Origin of the sequence: Cypionkella sinensis, assembly GCF_042646385.1 — a bacterium.
Taxonomy (GTDB): Bacteria; Pseudomonadota; Alphaproteobacteria; order Rhodobacterales; family Rhodobacteraceae; genus Cypionkella; species Cypionkella sinensis.
Window position 1 is genome coordinate 1,440,424 of sequence record NZ_JBHRTO010000001.1, and the last position, 16,953, is coordinate 1,457,376.

13 protein-coding genes are annotated in these 16,953 nt (G+C 62.0%); 7 read left to right on the plus strand and 6 right to left on the minus strand.

The annotated features are described in order from the left end of the window. Window positions 1-194 precede the first annotated feature (194 nt). The 5 genes from ACFOGH_RS07175 to ACFOGH_RS07195 all read left to right on the plus strand — a co-directional run bounded on the left by ACFOGH_RS07175 (window position 195) and on the right by ACFOGH_RS07195 (window position 6,027). Window positions 195-1,961, plus strand: a complete 1,767-nt coding sequence (locus tag ACFOGH_RS07175; RefSeq protein ID WP_380072386.1) for an APC family permease — start codon at window positions 195-197, stop codon at window positions 1,959-1,961. A 185-nt stretch (window positions 1,962-2,146) separates the two neighbouring features. Beyond that, entirely contained in the window at window positions 2,147-3,286 is a 1,140-nt protein-coding gene (locus ACFOGH_RS07180) for an aminomethyltransferase family protein (protein ID WP_380072387.1), read from the plus strand. Window positions 3,287-3,404: 118 nt separating this feature from the next. Beyond that, window positions 3,405-4,013, plus strand: a complete 609-nt coding sequence (locus ACFOGH_RS07185) for a dimethylamine monooxygenase subunit DmmA family protein (RefSeq protein ID WP_380073975.1) — start codon at window positions 3,405-3,407, stop codon at window positions 4,011-4,013. Further along, complete coding sequence (locus ACFOGH_RS07190; protein WP_380072388.1) at window positions 4,010-4,975, plus strand: PDR/VanB family oxidoreductase; 966 nt, start codon at window positions 4,010-4,012, stop codon at window positions 4,973-4,975. The genes ACFOGH_RS07185 and ACFOGH_RS07190 overlap by 4 nt, the downstream gene beginning before the upstream one ends. An 11-nt stretch (window positions 4,976-4,986) precedes the next feature. After that, complete coding sequence (locus ACFOGH_RS07195) at window positions 4,987-6,027, plus strand: heme-dependent oxidative N-demethylase family protein (RefSeq protein WP_380072389.1); 1,041 nt, start codon at window positions 4,987-4,989, stop codon at window positions 6,025-6,027. A gap of 189 nt (window positions 6,028-6,216) precedes the next feature. Here ACFOGH_RS07195 and ACFOGH_RS07200 read toward each other — a convergent pair whose 3' ends face one another. Then, the gene (locus tag ACFOGH_RS07200; RefSeq protein ID WP_380072390.1) at window positions 6,217-6,876 is read right to left on the minus strand and encodes a helix-turn-helix domain-containing protein; all 660 of its coding nucleotides are present in this window, start codon (window positions 6,874-6,876) and stop codon (window positions 6,217-6,219) included. An 81-nt stretch (window positions 6,877-6,957) separates the two neighbouring features. Here ACFOGH_RS07200 and ACFOGH_RS07205 point away from each other — a divergent pair, with 81 nt between their 5' ends. Beyond that, window positions 6,958-7,968 (plus strand): GlxA family transcriptional regulator, encoded by a 1,011-nt coding sequence (locus ACFOGH_RS07205; protein ID WP_380072391.1) that lies wholly within the window; start codon window positions 6,958-6,960, stop codon window positions 7,966-7,968. A gap of 305 nt (window positions 7,969-8,273) precedes the next feature. On the opposite strand, the gene ACFOGH_RS07210 is transcribed toward ACFOGH_RS07205, so the two are convergent. From ACFOGH_RS07210 to ACFOGH_RS07230, 5 genes are all read right to left on the minus strand, one after another. Further along, on the minus strand, window positions 8,274-8,837 hold the full coding sequence (locus ACFOGH_RS07210; protein WP_380072392.1) for a sarcosine oxidase subunit gamma: 564 nt from the start codon (window positions 8,835-8,837) through the stop codon (window positions 8,274-8,276). Further along, window positions 8,830-11,727, minus strand: a complete 2,898-nt coding sequence (locus tag ACFOGH_RS07215; RefSeq protein WP_380072393.1) for a sarcosine oxidase subunit alpha family protein — start codon at window positions 11,725-11,727, stop codon at window positions 8,830-8,832. Before ACFOGH_RS07215 ends, ACFOGH_RS07210 begins: the two co-directional genes overlap by 8 nt. Further along, the gene (locus tag ACFOGH_RS07220) at window positions 11,724-12,011 is read right to left on the minus strand and encodes a sarcosine oxidase subunit delta (RefSeq protein WP_380072394.1); all 288 of its coding nucleotides are present in this window, start codon (window positions 12,009-12,011) and stop codon (window positions 11,724-11,726) included. The genes ACFOGH_RS07215 and ACFOGH_RS07220 overlap by 4 nt, the downstream gene beginning before the upstream one ends. A gap of 273 nt (window positions 12,012-12,284) precedes the next feature. Further along, window positions 12,285-13,535 (minus strand): sarcosine oxidase subunit beta family protein, encoded by a 1,251-nt coding sequence (locus ACFOGH_RS07225; protein ID WP_380072395.1) that lies wholly within the window; start codon window positions 13,533-13,535, stop codon window positions 12,285-12,287. Between the two features lie 83 nt (window positions 13,536-13,618). Continuing rightward, window positions 13,619-14,461, minus strand: a complete 843-nt coding sequence (locus tag ACFOGH_RS07230) for an EamA family transporter (protein ID WP_380072396.1) — start codon at window positions 14,459-14,461, stop codon at window positions 13,619-13,621. A gap of 121 nt (window positions 14,462-14,582) precedes the next feature. Between ACFOGH_RS07230 and ACFOGH_RS07235 the strand changes: the two genes are divergently transcribed. Beyond that, a complete protein-coding gene (locus tag ACFOGH_RS07235; RefSeq protein WP_380072397.1) occupies window positions 14,583-16,952 on the plus strand; it encodes a DUF1989 domain-containing protein in 2,370 nt (789 codons plus the stop codon). Window position 16,953: the final 1 nt, after the last annotated feature.

Genomic DNA, 16,953 nt, shown 5'->3' on the forward strand with positions numbered 1-16,953 from the left:
CGCCAGATTTTACGGCACTCCGGCTGGCGGAAACGGCAGATTCGAGATTCACATACAACCGAAAGTTAAAAATTATTCCCCTCAGGTGAAATATTGCTTTGCGCACGGCCAGAGCCGCTACAATGTGACGCAACTGAAACCGAACGACCGGGCCATCTGAAGGCCGGGCAGCAACAGGGATAAAGGAAAACTTCATGTCAACTGAAAGCAAAGCGGGCGATCTGCATCGCACGCTGAATTGGAAGGGCGCCTTCTGGGTCGCCGCAGGGGTGCCGCCGCTTGTGCTGTTTTCCATCGGCGGCATCGCGGGGGTGGCCGGGCAAGCCGCCTTCGTGGTGTGGATGCTGTCGATGATCATGGGCTTTTCGCAAAGCTTCACCTATGCCGAGATGGCGGGCATGTTCGGGAATAAATCCGGCGGCACATCCGTTTATGGGGCCACCGCTTGGCTGCGCTATTCCAAGCTGATCGCGCCATTGTCGGTGTGGTGCAACTGGTTTGCCTGGTCGCCCGTGCTGTCCTTGGGTTGCGCCATCGCGGCGGGCTATATCCTGAACGCCTTGTTCCCGATCCCGCTGGATACCGCGCCGCAGGTGGTGGCTTGGGTCGCAGCCCATATGGCCGACTATACCGCCACCACACAATCGGTGGTCGATTACATCGCCGCCAATCCCGGTGTGACGCCCGAGGCTGCGATTCAAGCCGTGGCCAGTGCCGATGGCGTGGCAGCCCTGACCCCGGCCTTCCGCGTGTGGGAGGCTTATGCCCTGAACGTCCCCGGTCTCGGCACGCTGCATTTCAACTCGACCTTCGTGATTGGCGTTGTGCTGATGCTGATCATGCTGGCGATCCAGCACCGCGGCATCGCCGCCACGGCAAGTGCGCAGAAGGTGCTGGCGGTGATCGTGCTGATCCCGTTGCTGCTGGTCGGCCTGATCCCGATCATCACCGGCGAGATCAACACGATGAACGTCACCGGCATCGTGCCCCCCACCGCCGCCTATTCGGGCGTGAATGGTGAGTGGAACATCGGCGGCTGGACGCTGTTTCTGGGCGGTATGTATATCGCCGCGTGGTCGACCTACGGCTTTGAAACCGCCGTCTGCTACACGGCCGAGCTGAAAGACCCCAAGCGCGATACATTCCGGGCGATCTTTTATTCGGGGCTTCTGTGCATCGTGTTCTTCTTCCTGATCCCGTTCTCGTTCCAGGGCGTCTACGGTCTGGGCGGTATGCTGGAAACCGGCATCGTTGATGGCACCGGCGTGGCTGCGGCTTTGGGCGCGATGGTGGGCAGCAATCCGGTGTTCATCCAGATCTTCGTGATCCTGATGATCATGGCGCTGTTTCTGGCGATCATGACGGCCATGGCCGGATCGTCGCGCACGCTCTATCAAGGCTCGCGCGATGGCTGGCTGCCGAAATATCTGGTGAAAACCAACGAACACGGCGCGCCGGTTGGGGCGATGTGGACGGATTTTGGCTTCAACGTCATCCTGCTGGCTTTGGCCTCAGATGCCGGCGGCTATTTCTACGTGCTGGCGATTTCCAACGTCGGCTACATCCTGTTCAACTTCCTGAACCTGAACGCGGGCTGGATTCACCGCATCGACTCAGGCCATCTGAACCGCCCGTGGAAGGCGCCTAACTGGCTGATCGGCGTCAACACCGTGCTGGCTTTCGTCAACGCGCTGTTCCTTGGCGCAGGGGCGAAGGTCTGGGGCTATGAGAACGCCCTGTGGTCAGGGCTGGTGTTTGCCGCCCTGATCCTGCCGGTGTTCTGGTTCCGCCACTATGTGCAAGACAAAGGCCACTTCCCGAAAGAGGCGATGGAGGATCTGGGCCTGACCGATCACGGCGATCTGGGGCCGCGCAAGGCCGGGATGCTGCCCTATCTGGCGCTGGTTGCGGGTGCGGCGATGGTGCTGTGGTCAAACTGGTTCTTCGTGCTGCCAAGCTAACGCTGCCGGCCTGAAAATGCTGATGATTTAGGCAAACGGGCGGTCATCGGGCCGCCCGTTTGATTTTGGCGCAGACCCGCCCAGAAAATTCCCTGTCAGGAAATAATTTTGCACAAGAAGGTTGATTTTAGCAAAACCCGGTCGCAGACTGTTGCCAGCAAACAAAACCGCTCTAGGGGGGCACCATGACAAATTCCTGGCGATTCTCAACGCTCGCTGACCGTCACCGCGCATTGGGGTCCAATCTGGAAGACTGGTCGGGCATGGGCACGGCATGGTCGTATGAAAAGGGCGACGCGGATGCCGAATATATGGCGATCCGCACCAAGGCCGGGTTGATGGACGTCTCCGGGCTGAAGAAAGTGCATATCGTCGGTCACGCCGCCAGCCACGTGATTGAACGTGCCACCACCCGCAACATGGAAAAGCTGATGCCGGGGCGGTCGGTTTACGCCACGATGCTGAACGATGCCGGCAAGTTCGTCGATGACTGCGTGATCTACCGCACCGGGCCGAATGCTTTCATGGTGGTGCATGGCTCGGGCCAAGGCTTTGAGCAGTTGACCATGGCCGCTGCAGGCCGCGATGTGTCAGTGCGGTTTGATGACAACCTGCACGATCTGTCGCTGCAAGGCCCGCTGGCGGTGGATTACCTCGCCAAGCACGTGCCGGGTATCCGCGATCTGGCCTATTTCAGCCAGATGCAGACCTCGCTGTTTGGCAAGCCGGTGATGATCTCGCGCACGGGCTATACCGGCGAGCGGGGGTATGAGATTTTCTGTCGCGGCCAAGATGCGCCGATGATCTGGGATCGCATCCTTGAGGAAGGAAAAGACATGGGGATCATCCCCTGCCGCTTTACCACCCTCGACATGCTGCGCACCGAGTCCTACCTGCTGTTCTTCCCCTTCGACAATTCCGAGATGTATCCGTTCGAGAACGAAGGCCCCGGCGATACCCTGTGGGAACTCGGCCTCGATTTCACCGTCTCGCCCGGCAAGCAGGGCTTTCGCGGCGCGGAAGAACATTACCGCCTGAAGGGCAAAGAACGCTTCAAAATCTGGGGCCTGAAGCTGGAAGGCAAGAATGTTCCCGGCAATGGCGCGCCGGTGTTCAAGGACGGCAAGAAGGTCGGCGTCGTCACCCAAGCGATGTATTCGCCGCTGAACGACTGGACCATCGCCATCGCCCGCCTGCCGGTGGATTGCGCCAACAACGGCACCAAGCTGGTGGTCAACTGCGCCACCCACGGCGAGTTTGCCGCCACCACCCACGCGATGCCGTTCTTCGATGTGGAAAAGAAACGCCGGACGGCAAAGGGCTAAGGCTTCATCTTGGCAAAAATACTCCCGCCGGAGGCATCCGGCGCGAGCCTCAGGAGCCTCCGGCGGGAGTATTTAGACCAAGATGAAGTCGCTAGCATACGCAAGGGTTGACGTGACGATGACCAAGACCGAGTTTGAGCCAGCTATTCCAAGCCGCCCGGTTTACGGCGTGCTGACACCGGGCGTGGGGTCTGCGCATCTGTTCGTGGCCGATGGCGAAGGTGCGGGTGCTGTCTGTGATGTGCTGACCGCAGCGCCAGCGCTGAAATCCAGCGCGCATGTCATCTATATTCCCGGTGTGAACGGCTACGATCAGACCTCTGCGCTGCAGGCCTTGGGGGTTGCGCAATTTCACCGCGCGCCCAGCTTTGCCGCCGCCCTGCCCCGGCTGACCAAGGTTCTGGCCGATGGCCATATGGGGATGCAGATTTACGCCGCTGGCACCGAGGGGCTGATGGCGCAGGTCGCGGCTTGCGCGCAGGCCGCGGGGCTGCCCTACGAGGCGGTGCAGATGGAGCATCGCGGATCCTTGGCACGCCGGGTGCAATGCGTGCATTGCAAGGGCATCACCGAGAATGTCACGCTTGATCCCTTCGTGTGCAGCCATTGCGGGCTAAGCCTGTTCGTGCGCGACCATTTCTCGCGCCGGTTGGCGGCATTTCAGGGCGTGAATATTGATGCGGAAGACCCCGGATTGGTTCCGGCTGCGGTGGAGCGCTTCAAATGAGTGTCGGTGCGCCCAAAATCCCGGTGGTGGTGGCCGAGGTGGTTGAGGTCAATGATCTGATCAAACGCTTTCGCTTTCAGCGCCGTGACGGCGGTGCGATGCCGGTGTTTTCCGGTGGCGCGCATGTGGTGGTCGAGATGGACGACCATGGCACCCGCCGGATGAACCCTTATTCGCTGATGAGTTCTCCGGGCGAAACCAGCGGCTATGAAATCTCGGTGCGGCGCGACGAGGCGGGCCGGGGCGGCTCGCTTTACATGCACAACCATGTCCGGCCGGGGATGGAGATGGTGCTGAGCCAGCCGGTCAACCTGTTTCCGCTGGATGCGCGCGCCAAGAAACACCTGCTGATCGCGGGCGGCATCGGTATCACGCCGTTCGTGGCGCAGATGGCGCAGCTAGAGGCGATGGGCGGGCGGTTCGAATTGCATTACTCCGTGCGCTCGCCCGCGCTTGGGGCCTATGTTGATCACCTGCGCCGCCATTACGGGCCCCGCGTGCATGTCTATCATGACGAGTTTGACGAAAAGATCGAGCTTGCCAACCTGTTGAAAACCCAGCCGCTTGGCACGCATGTCTATGTCTGCGGGCCGAAGGGGATGATCGCTTGGGTTCATGCCACAGCAAAGGCGATGGGCTGGCCGGATCGTGCGGTGCATTCGGAAGAATTCCTCGCGCCCCCCGTGGGTCAGGCGTTTGATGTGACCCTTGCGGCTTCGGGAAAAAGCATCACCGTGCAGCCGAACCAATCGCTGCTCGAGGCGATCGAGGCTGCGGGCGTGGACGCGCCCTACCTGTGCCGGGGCGGCGCGTGTGGGCAATGCGAGACCGATGTTCTGCGCTGCGACGGCCATATCGAACACAACGACCACTGGCTGACCGATGAACAAAAAGCCAGCAATACCAAGATCATGCCCTGCGTCTCGCGGTTTCGCGGTGCGGGCCTTGTGCTGGACAGATAAGGGGGACACGCATGTCACTGGATTTCAACGACGAAACCTTTCGCGGCGATTTCACCTATCGCAACTCGGAACGCGCGATCAAACGCTTCCCGTTCCCCTTCCCCGAAGACAATTACATGTATTCGGTGAATATGGAGCCGCATGTGCCGGGGCCGGTCGGCTCGGTGTTCGAGCATATGTTCGATGTGGACGAGCATTACGTCTCGGAAATGCGCGACCGCGCGCAGGTGCTGGCGGATGATCCTTTGCGCTGCCAAAGCCTGCCGCATATGGAACTGGCGGGCTGGGATCTGCTGGAGTTGATCATGGAAAGCAAGGCGCTGGATTATCCGCACTGGTTTTCGCTGACCAAGGACGGCAATCAGTGGCATTGGGTCAACCGGCCCTTGCAGATTGAGCAGAAGTTCACCTTCCTTGATGCCTCGACCCTGCCGTGTGGGCCGATGGAATACATCACCCGGCAGACGCAGGGCGATTTTACCCTGCAAGATCAGCGTGATGAGGATCTGTGGATCGAAGCCGGGATGGTGACGACGCAGGCCGATTGGAGCCTGGATTTCGACATCGGCATGAGCTTCAAGCAATGGCACGCCCCGGTGCCCTTGGCGCATCAGCTGGGGATTTTTGATCGGGCGTTGAAGTTCCTGCTGAAGTTGCAGCACGGCGTGCCGGTGCGGCGGTTCAACTGGACGATGACGGTGGATCCGCTGCTGGACACCAGCCCCGAGAATTATCCGAAATGGGGCCCGTCGAAAACCACGATGACGCCCGAGACGGTGGGCCGCCGTCAGCATCTGCGGGTCGAGTTGCAGACGCTGCACCGCCTGCCGCGCTCCAACGCTATCGCCTTCCCGATCCGCTGCTATCTGATCAGCTTTCAGGATCTGGTGACGGTGCCGAAATGGGCACGGCGGATGCATCGGGTTGTGCAGACCATCCCGGATGAGTTGGCGACCTACAAGGGCTTTATCCGCAACAAGCCGCTGATGCTGGACTATCTGGCGCAGTTTGACGATGGCTTGCCGACCAGCCCCGGCTTTGCGCCGGAATGACCGCCCTTGCCCGATTTGGCCCGCGCCAAATCGGGCCGCGCCTGCCTCGCCCCGGCAGGCGCGCCCCGATTTTCATCCCCACGGTTTGTGGCACATCGCCACTTGCCCAACGCCTTTCAGGCTTATGGGCAACGAACCGGAAAACGCTCCACTGAAGCGTTTTCTTTCGGTTCGGGCGATCAGGATAACTCAGGCCTGCTTGTAGGAGATGATCGACAGATAGCGCGCGGGCAGTTTGACCAGAACTTCAGGGCCATGTTGGGCATCGGCGTCGAAGAACAGACTATCCCCCGGCTTCAAATGGAAAAGCTGATCGCCATGACGGTATTCGACCTCACCTTCCAGCATATACAACAGCTCGATCCCGTCGTGCTGAAACGCCGGGAATGTGTCGGACTCGGTGGTCAGCGTGATCAGATAGGGTTCAACCAGCACGCCGGAATCGTTCGATCCGATATGGCCCAGCAAGTGATACTGATGCCCCGCGCGGGTGCCACGGCGCTCGATCTCGATATGATCCCCGGCCTTGACATGCTGCACCTCGCGGCGTTCCTCAAAGCCACGGAAGAACGAGGTGACGGGCGTGGAGAACGCGTGTGACAGGATTTGCAGCGTGGTCAGCGAGGGCGATGTGATGCCATTTTCGATCTTTGACAACATGCCGATGGAAAGCCCGGTGACGCCGGCCAAATCGGCCACCGTCATGCCTTGTGCCCGCCGAAATGCACGGACGGATCGCCCGATGGCCATTTCCAGATTGCGCTCGGACAATTCGCGGACGCGGTGCGGGTCCTGGTCAAACGCCGGTTTCGCGCGGGGCAGGATGGGGTCGTCTGCGGTGTTGTCCATGAAAACGGCTCTGTCTGCGATCACTCTTACGCTTGTTTACTACCGTGAAACAGAAGCCCACTCAACAGAAAATCGGCTGCGATGAACATACACCGCGATACCGCCGCCAACCTTGGCTTTTTGCTGTTCCCCGGCTTTCCGATGGCCTGTCTGACCTCGGCTATCGAGCCGTTGCGCGCCGCCAACGAAATCACTGGTCGGCGCGAATTTTCCTGGCAGTTGATTGGCGAGGCGGCCAGCCCGATCCGGTCCTCGGCCGAGGTGCGGTTTGACCCCGATGTCACCCTGCAAGATGCGGTGGGGCTGGACTATCTGTTCTTCCTATCGGCCCCCACCGCGCAGTTCCAGAACCCCAAGCGCGGCAATGCGCAGGTGCGCTGGCTGGATCGTTCTGGCGTGGTGCTGGGCGGGTTTTCCGGCGGGATCTTTCCGCTGGTGCGCTCCGGCGTGATGGAGCGGCACGCGGTTTCGGTGCATTGGTGTTATGAGGCGGCGTTCAAGACCGAGTTTCCTGATATGCAAGCCAGCCAAGCCGTGATCCTGCGGGATCGGCGGCGCTACACCGCCTCGGGCGCAGGTGCGGTGTTCGATCTGATGCTGCGGCTGATCGAGGAACGCTTGGGCCGCGATACGATGACGGAAGTGGCCTGCTGGTTCCAGCATCCGTTTGTGCGCACCGAGGATGCCGCGCAAAAGGTGCCGGTGCAAAAGCAGGGCGGCACCGATGATCTGCTGCCCGACACCGTGCGCGCCGCAATCACCATCTTTGCCGAGCATATCGAAGACCCGTTGCAGATCGCCGATGTGGCAGAGGCTTTGGCGATGTCAGAACGCCATCTGGAGCGGTGCTTCAAGCAGGCGACCGGGCAAAGCCCGCTGAAATATTACCGCCTGATGCGGTTGCGGAAAGCCCGCCAGCGCGTGCTCTATTCGACCCAAAGCATCCGCGAGATTGCGCAATCGGTGGGCTATGCCAGTTCGACCCCGATGACCAAACACTACGCCGAGGCCTTTGGCGTGAACCCGAATGACGAGCGGCGGCGGTTGGTGGGCTTGCGGGGGCTGGCGGGGGCTATGCCGCCAAACGATTAGGGTGGCATGGCGAGTCACCCGTTTGAGTGCGCCCAAAGTCCGGGCGGAAACAGGAAACGCATTGCGTTTCCCCGCCCGCGCGTGCGGCTCGATCCTGTAGTCACGTCAGCGAGAGAACGCAGAGGCCAGCGCCCGACCCGGCGGGCGAGAAGCGCCCGCCATCGGCGGGTCGGGCGCTGGCCGGGCCTTTGGGGCCCGGCGGTTTCAGCGGCCCTCGCACCGCTTGGCGAAGGCGATGGCCTTCGCCAGATTGTCCGGGATCAATCTTCGGCACTCCGATGCGCGCTTTGCGCCGAAACGAATCCCTACAAGATCGCCTTGGCCGCCGTCACCAGCGCATGATGCAGGCTGTGCGCCGAGGAACGCGGCCCCAGCAGGCTGACCAGCGTTTGACTGCGGCGGATGATGTAGCAGCCCAGATGGTCGATCACGGTGCGGGTGGCGGCCCCTGCCCCGGCGCGGGCGAGGTCAAAGTTGCTCAGCCGCTCGAAATACCCCGGCAGATCGCTGGCGGTGATGTCAAAGCGCACCCAAGCATCGGTTTGCTCGGTGATCGAAGCGGCCTCGCCGAAGATCGGCTTCAGGATCGCCGTGATGTCCTCATGCGTGGCAACGGGGGCTTCGACCATCCACTGCTCTGGCCCAAGCCAAAGTGCTGCATAGGTCGCAGCGGCCTCGGCCCGACCGGGCCCTGGCAGCGGGATGCCAGCGCTGGCCGCAAGGCTTACCACCTCGGCCTCGCGCCCCAGACGGGATGCGAGCGAGGCCAGCGCGGTATTGGGGTTTTCGGTGATCGTGACCGCGCCGATCGTGTCGGATTGCGCGGTGGGCGATCCCAAGGCGGTGAGGGGTTTCAACGGATTAGCCACGGAGACGCTCCCCTTCCGGATCAAAGAAATGCGGGCTGACGATTTCAATTTCAACATCCGTGCCCGCCAGCAGGTTGACGCTGCGCAGCCGCTCACCCTTCCGGCTATCCCCGGATTTCAGATAGCCGAGGCCGATGGAATGCCCCAGATGCGGCGAATAGACCACCGAGGTCAGCCAGCCACCATCGTTGGCCGCCACCGCCTCGGCCCCTTTGGCAAGGAAATGCGCCCCAGCGGTCAGGCTTTGCGCCGGGTCCACAGGTTTGACGCCGACAAGGCGATAGCCATTCGGGGCAGTCATGCCCTCGCGCTGTGACAGCACCATGCCGATGGCGTCTTTCTTCTTCGACACCATTTTGCCAAGGCCCATGTTCAGCGCGCTCGACTGCCCGTTCAACTCATTGCCTGCCACGTGGCCTTTCTCGACACGCATCACGCCCAGCGCCTCGGTGCCATAAACCACCGCGTCAAACTCGCGCCCAGCCTCGACCAAGGCGCGGATCATCGCATCGCCATAGCGGGTCGGCACCGCGATCTCATAGGCCAATTCGCCCGAGAAACTGATGCGGAACAGCCGCGCGCGGGTGCCTTGCACGGTGATATTTCCGCAGGCCATATAGGGGAAGGCCGCGTCAGAGATATCCTGATCCACCAGTTTTTGCAGCAATTTCCGTGCATTGGGGCCAGCGACCGAATACTGCGCCCAAGCCTCGGTGGTCGAGATCAGTTGCACGTCCAGATCCGGCCACAGCACTTGGCGGCAATACTCCAGATGCCGGAACACCGGCACCGCATTGGCGGTGGTGGTGGTCATCACATATTCATTCTGACCCATCCGCGCGGTGGTGCCATCGTCCATCACCATGCCGTCTTCGCGCAGCATCAAGCCGTAGCGGGTCTTGCCGACCGCAAGGCTGGCGAAGTTATTGGCATATACCCGGTCAAGGAACAGGCCCGCATCGGTGCCCTGAATGTCGATCTTGCCCAAGGTGGTCACGTCGCAGATGCCCGCCGATTTGCGGGTTTGCAGCACTTCACGGTCCACCGATTGCCGCCAGGTGGTCTCGCCCTTGCGCGGCAACCATTGGGTGCGCAGCCAGTAGCCAACCTCGACAAACACCGCACCTTGTTCCTCGGCCCATTTGTGGCTGGGGGTCTGGCGTGTGGGTTTGAAATCTTCGCCCCGCGCACGGCCCCCCAAAGCGCCCATCGCCACCGGAGTATAAGGCGGGCGATAGATCGTTGTGCCGGTTTCGGGGATGGTCTTGCCGGTCAGTTCGGCCATCACCGCAAGGCCCAAGACATTGCCGGTCTTGCCCTGATCGGTCGCCATCCCAAGCGTGGTGTAGCGTTTCAGATGTTCGACCGAGATGAAGCCTTCCTGCTTGGCCAGCTTCACATCCTTGACCGTCACGTCATTCTGCGGATCAACCCAAGCGCGGCCCTTGCCGGAATGCACATACCAGACCGGCTTCAGGTTCAGGGGCGCATCTTCGGCCATTGGCGTATCGGCATGGGCAGTGATGCCAAGATCGGCGAGGGCCGCGGTGGCATGGGTGGCCCCCATGCTCAGCGCGGCATGGGTCGAGAACGCGCCTGCAGCGGCCCCCACAACCGACAGGCCCGCGATGCTTTCCGGCGCGGGGATGAAGGCCGCGATCTGATCATCCCAAACCGGGCGGCCACGATGGTTCGACGCGATGTTGAGGTTGGGGTTCCAGCCGCCCGAAACGCCCAGCGCGGTAACGTGCAGGGTTTCGGTGCGGCCATTGCCGCGACGCACTGTGATGCTTTTCAGGCCCAGACGGCCTGCGGAATCAATCACCTCATCGCCTTGGCGGGCGTCGATCAGGGCGACGTTCAGGCCTTTGGCTTTCAGGTCAGCGACCGTGCGCAACCCGTCATCGTTGTTGGTGAACACAGCAACGCTTTCGCCCACGGCCACGCCCCAGCGGTTGGCATAGGCCCGCAACGCCCCCGCGAGCATGATGCCGGGGCGGTCGTTGTTCTCAAACGCAATCGGGCGCTCGATGGCTCCAGCTGCAAGGATCGTGCGCTTGGTGTAAATGCGCCACAGGATTTGACGTGGTTTTCCGGGAAGTGGCGTGGCAAGGTGGTCCGAGACGCGCTCAACCGCGCCATAGATGCCGTGATCGAAAGCGCCGATCACCGTGGTGCGGGTCATCAGGCGGACATTCGGCAGCGATGCCAGTTCCAGCACCGCCTGTGCCGCCCAATCGGCCCCCGCAGCCCCGCCGACCTCCAGCGTTTCGGCGTTGAGACGCCCGCCCATGCGGAAATCTTCGTCGGCGAGGATCACCCGCGCCCCTGCCCGACCTGCGGTCAATGCGGCAGACAGGCCAGCGGGGCCAGCGCCGATCACCAGCAGGTCGCAATGCAGGAAACCTTTGTCATAGGCATCGGGATCGTCTTGTTTCGACAGGCTGCCCAGACCAGCGGCACGGCGGATGATCGGCTCGTAAAGCTTTTCCCAGAAGGCTGCCGGCCACATGAAGGTCTTGTAGTAAAACCCTGCGGCAAAGAACGGCGACAGGCGATCATTGATCGCCATCGCGTCGAATTTCAGCGACGGCCAACGGTTCTGGCTTTGCGCGCTCAACCCGTCAAACAGCTCGATCACCGTGGCGCGGGTGTTGGGTTCCTGCCGTGCGCCGGTGCGCAACTCGACAATCGCGTTCGGTTCTTCCGACCCAGCAGCGATCACCCCGCGCGGGCGGTGGTATTTGAAGCTGCGCCCCATCAGGCGCACATTGTTCGCCAACAGCGCCGAGGCCAAAGTATCGCCGGGATGGCCGGTAAAGCTTTGCCCGTCGAACTGAAAGCGCAGGGTTTTGCTGCGGTCGATCTGACCGCCAGAGATACGGCTCATTTGCTGCGGCCTTCCTTGCGGGCGACGTCACGCGCCATCTCGACTGCGGTGATTTCATGGGTGACAGTGTTGCGGGTGACGACCAGCCACGATCGGTCGCCCTGCTCGTGATACCAAAGCTCGCGGTGAACCCCGGCGGGGTTGTCGCGCAGATAGGTGTAATCGACAAAACGCTCCAACGCGCCTTCCGCCATGCCATCGGGGCGGTGGATCAGGGCGGCATCGCCGAGGTAGATGAACTCTTGGCTGTCGCGCGGGCCGAGAAGGGGGTGATGGATGATCATGTCAGGCTCCTTGCGGGCGACAACGTTGTGAAGGTGGGGGCCGCACCGACAGCAAACTCTGCGGGGCAGAGTTTGCCGGTGCGTTGGCCAAAAGGCCGGAGGCCGTTGGCCAAGGGGCGTAGTGCGTAAACCCTGCGTTTGGGAAATCGGGGCGCGCCTGACTGGGCGGGCGCGAGAAACGCGCCTGCCGGGGGCAGGCAGGCGCGGCCCGATTTGTCGCGGGACAAATCGAGCAAAGAGCGGCACATGATGCGCATCAGTTGCATCACGCCCTCAATGCAAGTTCGGCTGGGCACCCTGGCCCTTTTCGTCGATCATCAGGCCCTTGGCGAAACGATCAAAACGGTAGGCCGTCGCGGTCTTGTGCGGGGCATCCTTGGCCAGCAGATGCGCAAAGGCCCAGCCGCTGGCGGGGGTCGCCTTGAAGCCGCCATAGCACCAGCCACCGTTGAAATAGAGGCCGTCAATATGGGTCTTGTCGATGATCGGGCTGCCGTCCATCGACATATCCATGATCCCGCCCCACATCCGCAGCAGACGCGCGCGGCCAATCATCGGCATCAGGCTCATGCCGCCCTCGGCCACATCCTCGACCACCGGCAGGTTGCCGCGTTGGGCATAGCTATTATAGCCATCAATATCGCCGCCAAACACCAATCCGCCCTTGTCAGACTGGCTGACATAGAAATGCCCCGCGCCATAGGTCATCACGCCGTCGATCAGCGGCTTCAACCCCTCGGACACAAAGGCTTGCAGCACATGGCTTTCCATCGGCAACCGCATCCCGGCATGCGACATCACCTTTGACGACGATCCCGCCACCGCCACGCCGACCTTCTTCGCGCCAATGAACCCGCGCGAGGTTTCCACCCCCAGCACGCGGCCATTTTCAATCCGCATCCCCGTGACTTCACAGTTCTGGATGATGTCCACACCGCGAGAATCCGCGCCGCGCGCATAGCCCCAGGCCACCGCATCATGCCGCACTGTGCCACCGCGACGCTGCATCAGCGCGCCCTTGATCGGGAAGCGGGCATTTTCAAAGTTCAGGAACGGATACATCGCCCGCACCTGTTCCTTGTTCAGCAATTCCGCATCCGCGCCGTGCATGATCATCGCATTGCCGCGCCGCGTCGCCGCATCGCGCTGCGCATCGGTGTGAAACAGGTTGATGATGCCGCGTTGGCTGACCATGGCGTTGTAGTTGAAGTCCTGCTCCAACCCCTCCCACAGCTTCATCGAGAATTCGTAGAACGGCTCATTGCCATCCAGCAGATAGTTTGAGCGCACAATCGTGGTGTTGCGCCCGACGTTGCCGCCACCGATCCAGCCCTTTTCCAACACCGCAATCCGCGCCTGCTGAAATTCCTTGGCCAGATAATAGGCCGTGGCCAAGCCATGCCCACCACCGCCGACGATGATGTAATCATAAGCCGCCTGCGGGGCCGGATCACGCCATGCTGGTTTCCAACCCTTATGCCCGGTCAAAGCCTCGGCAATTACCTTGAAACCCGAATAGCGCATTTCGCCCTCATGTCTTTCTTGACAGGAATATGACGCGAAGCGCCCCGATAGTTGCTTTCATTTCCGACAAGCAACCTTTCATTTCAGACAAGCCCCAAGATGGCGATCCCGGCGAACACCACCACCGCCCCAGCCCATTGCAGCGGCTTCAACGCTTCGCCCAAAAAGCGCCACGCCAGCAGGATGGTGACAATGCCAAAGATCGACGCCGCGACCGAGGCAAACTCGGGCCGCGCAAAGCCGCCCGCCACGGTGACAGCCGTCAGCGCGGTCACATCCAGCGCGCCCATCAGCGACAGCGTCGGCCACAGCGCCAAGGCCGGTTTCAAATCAATGCGTTGCACGACAACCCAGATCAGCATCGCCGCACAGGCCGCCAGACGTGAGATCAGCGATACCGGCAAATCCGCTGCCTGTTCTGCCGCTGCCTGCAACAGCCCAAAGGTCGCGGCAAAGCTGACACAGGCCATAAGCGCCCAAGCCACCGCTGCACGGGGCGCACCCTCACCCTCTGCCGTCTCGCCTCGCGCCACCACCGCGATACCGCCCACCACCGCAATCACCCCCAGCCAGACCATCGGCCCCGCCTCGGCCCCGCGCGCCACCGCATATCCGACCGACAGCAGCGGAAACGCGCCGCAGATGGGCGCCACCAGCCGCACCGGGCCAATCGCAAAAGCACGATAGAGCCCATAACCCGCCACCGCCGCCACCACGCCCGCCGCAGCACACAGGCCCAGCACGGCAGGCGTCAGCGTCTCCCACCCGCCCGCGCCCAGCGCCAGCGGCATCAGCAAAACCGCGCCGACGACCAGCACAATCAGGTAAAGCGCCGCCGCATCGGCTTTCGCGCCGATCTTGCGCACGGTAAAGTCATGCAGCCCCCACAGCAGCGCCGCCGTCAGGCCAAGGAAAAGCGATTGCACAAGGGTCCTCCGCTGTTAGGTCACTCCGCAGGTTAGCCGCGCAAAACGCTTGCGCAATTCCTGATCCGCGATATTCTTCAAAAGAAACAAATTTGCCGTGTATGCAAAAAGTGAGGCTCCGATGCTCGACTCATACCCGACAGTGCGCCCCGGCCCGCCGCGCCCCAGCCAGATCCTCACGCCTGAACCCTTCGGCACCCGCATGGGGCTGGAACGGTTCGAGGTGCCGGGCGGCGGTGGATGGCTGATCCGGCTGAACACCGGCGATCAGGTCACGGTGGTCAACCTTGAAGGCGGCCAGCGGGCCGAGCTGGTGGCAGCAGACGCCACAGGCCGGGTTGATCCGGGGATGCTGGGCACCAACGGAAATGCCGATGCGGCGGGCCTCAAGGCCCTGCTGGCCGAATCTCGCGCCCCCGGGATCGCAGGCCTGCGTTTGGGGATCGAGCGGCGCGGCATCAACCTTGCAGACGCCCGCGCAGTCGCCCTGTTCGGCGCAGACTCGCCCGCAGGCGACACCGAGTCCTTCACCGCTACCCGCGACGGCGTGCTGATCATCGCCGCCCCCGGTGGCGCGATGTCGCCCGACGCACAGGATACCGCGACGCCGATCGGCGTGCGCGTGCAACGCTCCACCGTGCTGGGCGTGCAGAAACCAGAACTCCCCGATCCGCTGGCCACCCCAGTGCTGGATCTGCGCGTCAAATCGGCAACGGCGGAAAGCTACTTCGTCAAGGCAGGCGACTATATCCAGATCATTGATGTCGAAGGCCGCCAATGCACGGATTTCCAATGCTTTTCTGCCCGCAAGCTGGATAAGGGGCTGGAACATCCGCTGGATGTGACCACCTCGCGCACGCTGATGGGCCATGCCTATTCGATGCCTGGCCTGCACGCGAAATACTATGATCAGGATTGGCTGCCGCTGGTCGAGGTGATCCAGGATACCGTTGGCCGCCACGACGCCTTTGCGATGGCCTGTGCGTCGAAATACTATGACGACATCGGCTATCCCGGCCATGTCAACTGCTCGGACAATTTCAACCACGCCCTCGCCCCGCATGGTGTGACCGCCCGCCCCGGCTGGATGGCGGTGAACATGTTCTTCAACACCAACATCGACGCCCATGGCGTGCTGATCGCGGATGAGCCATGGTCGCGCCCCGGCGACTACGTTCTCTTGCGCGCGCTGACCGATCTGGTCTGCGTCAACTCTGCCTGCCCCGACGATACCTCGCCCGCGAATGGCTGGTATCTGTCGGATATCCACGTGCGCACCTACGACGGTGCCGAGACTTTCCAGCGGTCCATCGCCTACCGCCCCACCCCGAAATCGGAGCCTGTGATGACCAAGGAAACCGCCTTCCACGCCCGCATTGCCGAGAAAACCCGCAATCTGGTGGAATACAAGGGCTACTGGCTGCCGCAGACCTATTCCAGCAACGGCGCGATTGAAGAATACTGGGCCTGCCGCGAAAAGGCCGTGGTGCTGGATCTGTCGCCCCTGCGCAAGTTCGAAGTCACCGGCCCCGATGCCGAAGTCCTGCTGCACTATTGCCTGACGCGCGATGTGAAAAAGCTTTCCATCGGTCAGGTGGTCTATTCCGCGATGTGCTATGAACACGGCGGCATGATTGATGACGGCACCCTGTTCCGCTTGGGGAAAGATCAGTTCCGCTGGATCGGCGGTGATGATTATTCCGGCATTTGGCTGCGCGAACAGGCGGAAAAGCTGGGACTGAAGGTGATGGTGCGCTCATCCACCGATCAGTTGCACAATCTGGCCGTGCAGGGGCCGAACAGCCGCGAGATCATGAAGCGAATGATCTGGACCGCCCCGCATCAGCCGACGATTGCCGAACTCGGCTGGTTCCGCCTGACCATCGGTCGCCTCGGCGGCCCGAACGGCGCGCCAGTCGTGGTGTCGCGCACAGGTTACACCGGCGAATTGGGCTATGAAGTTTTCTGCCACCCGAAAGATGGCGCGGCGGTCTGGGATGCGGTCTGGGAAAACGGTGCCGATCAGGGCCTGCGCCCGATGGGTCTGGCGGCGCTCGATATGGTGCGGATCGAGGCCGGGTTGATCTTTGCCGGCTATGATTTCAGCGACCAGACCGACCCGTTCGAGGCTGGCATCGGCTTTACCGTGCCCCTGAAATCGAAAACCGATGATTTCATCGGGCGTGACGCGCTGATCCGCCGCAAGGAAAACCCGCGTGACAAGTTTGTCGGGTTAGAGATTGATGCGGCGGTCGATGTTGGCCACGGCGATGGCATCTATATCGGGCGCGCGCAGGTCGGCGTTGTCACCTCGGCCATGCGCTCTCCGCTGTTGGGCAAGAACATCGCCCTCGCCCGCATCGACTCCGCCCATGCCGCGGCAGGCACGGCGGTAGAGGTCGGTAAGCTTGACGGACAGCAGAAACGCCTGCCCGCGATAGTGACGGCAACCTCGGCCTATGATCCAAAGAAAACCCGCCCGCAATCCTGAG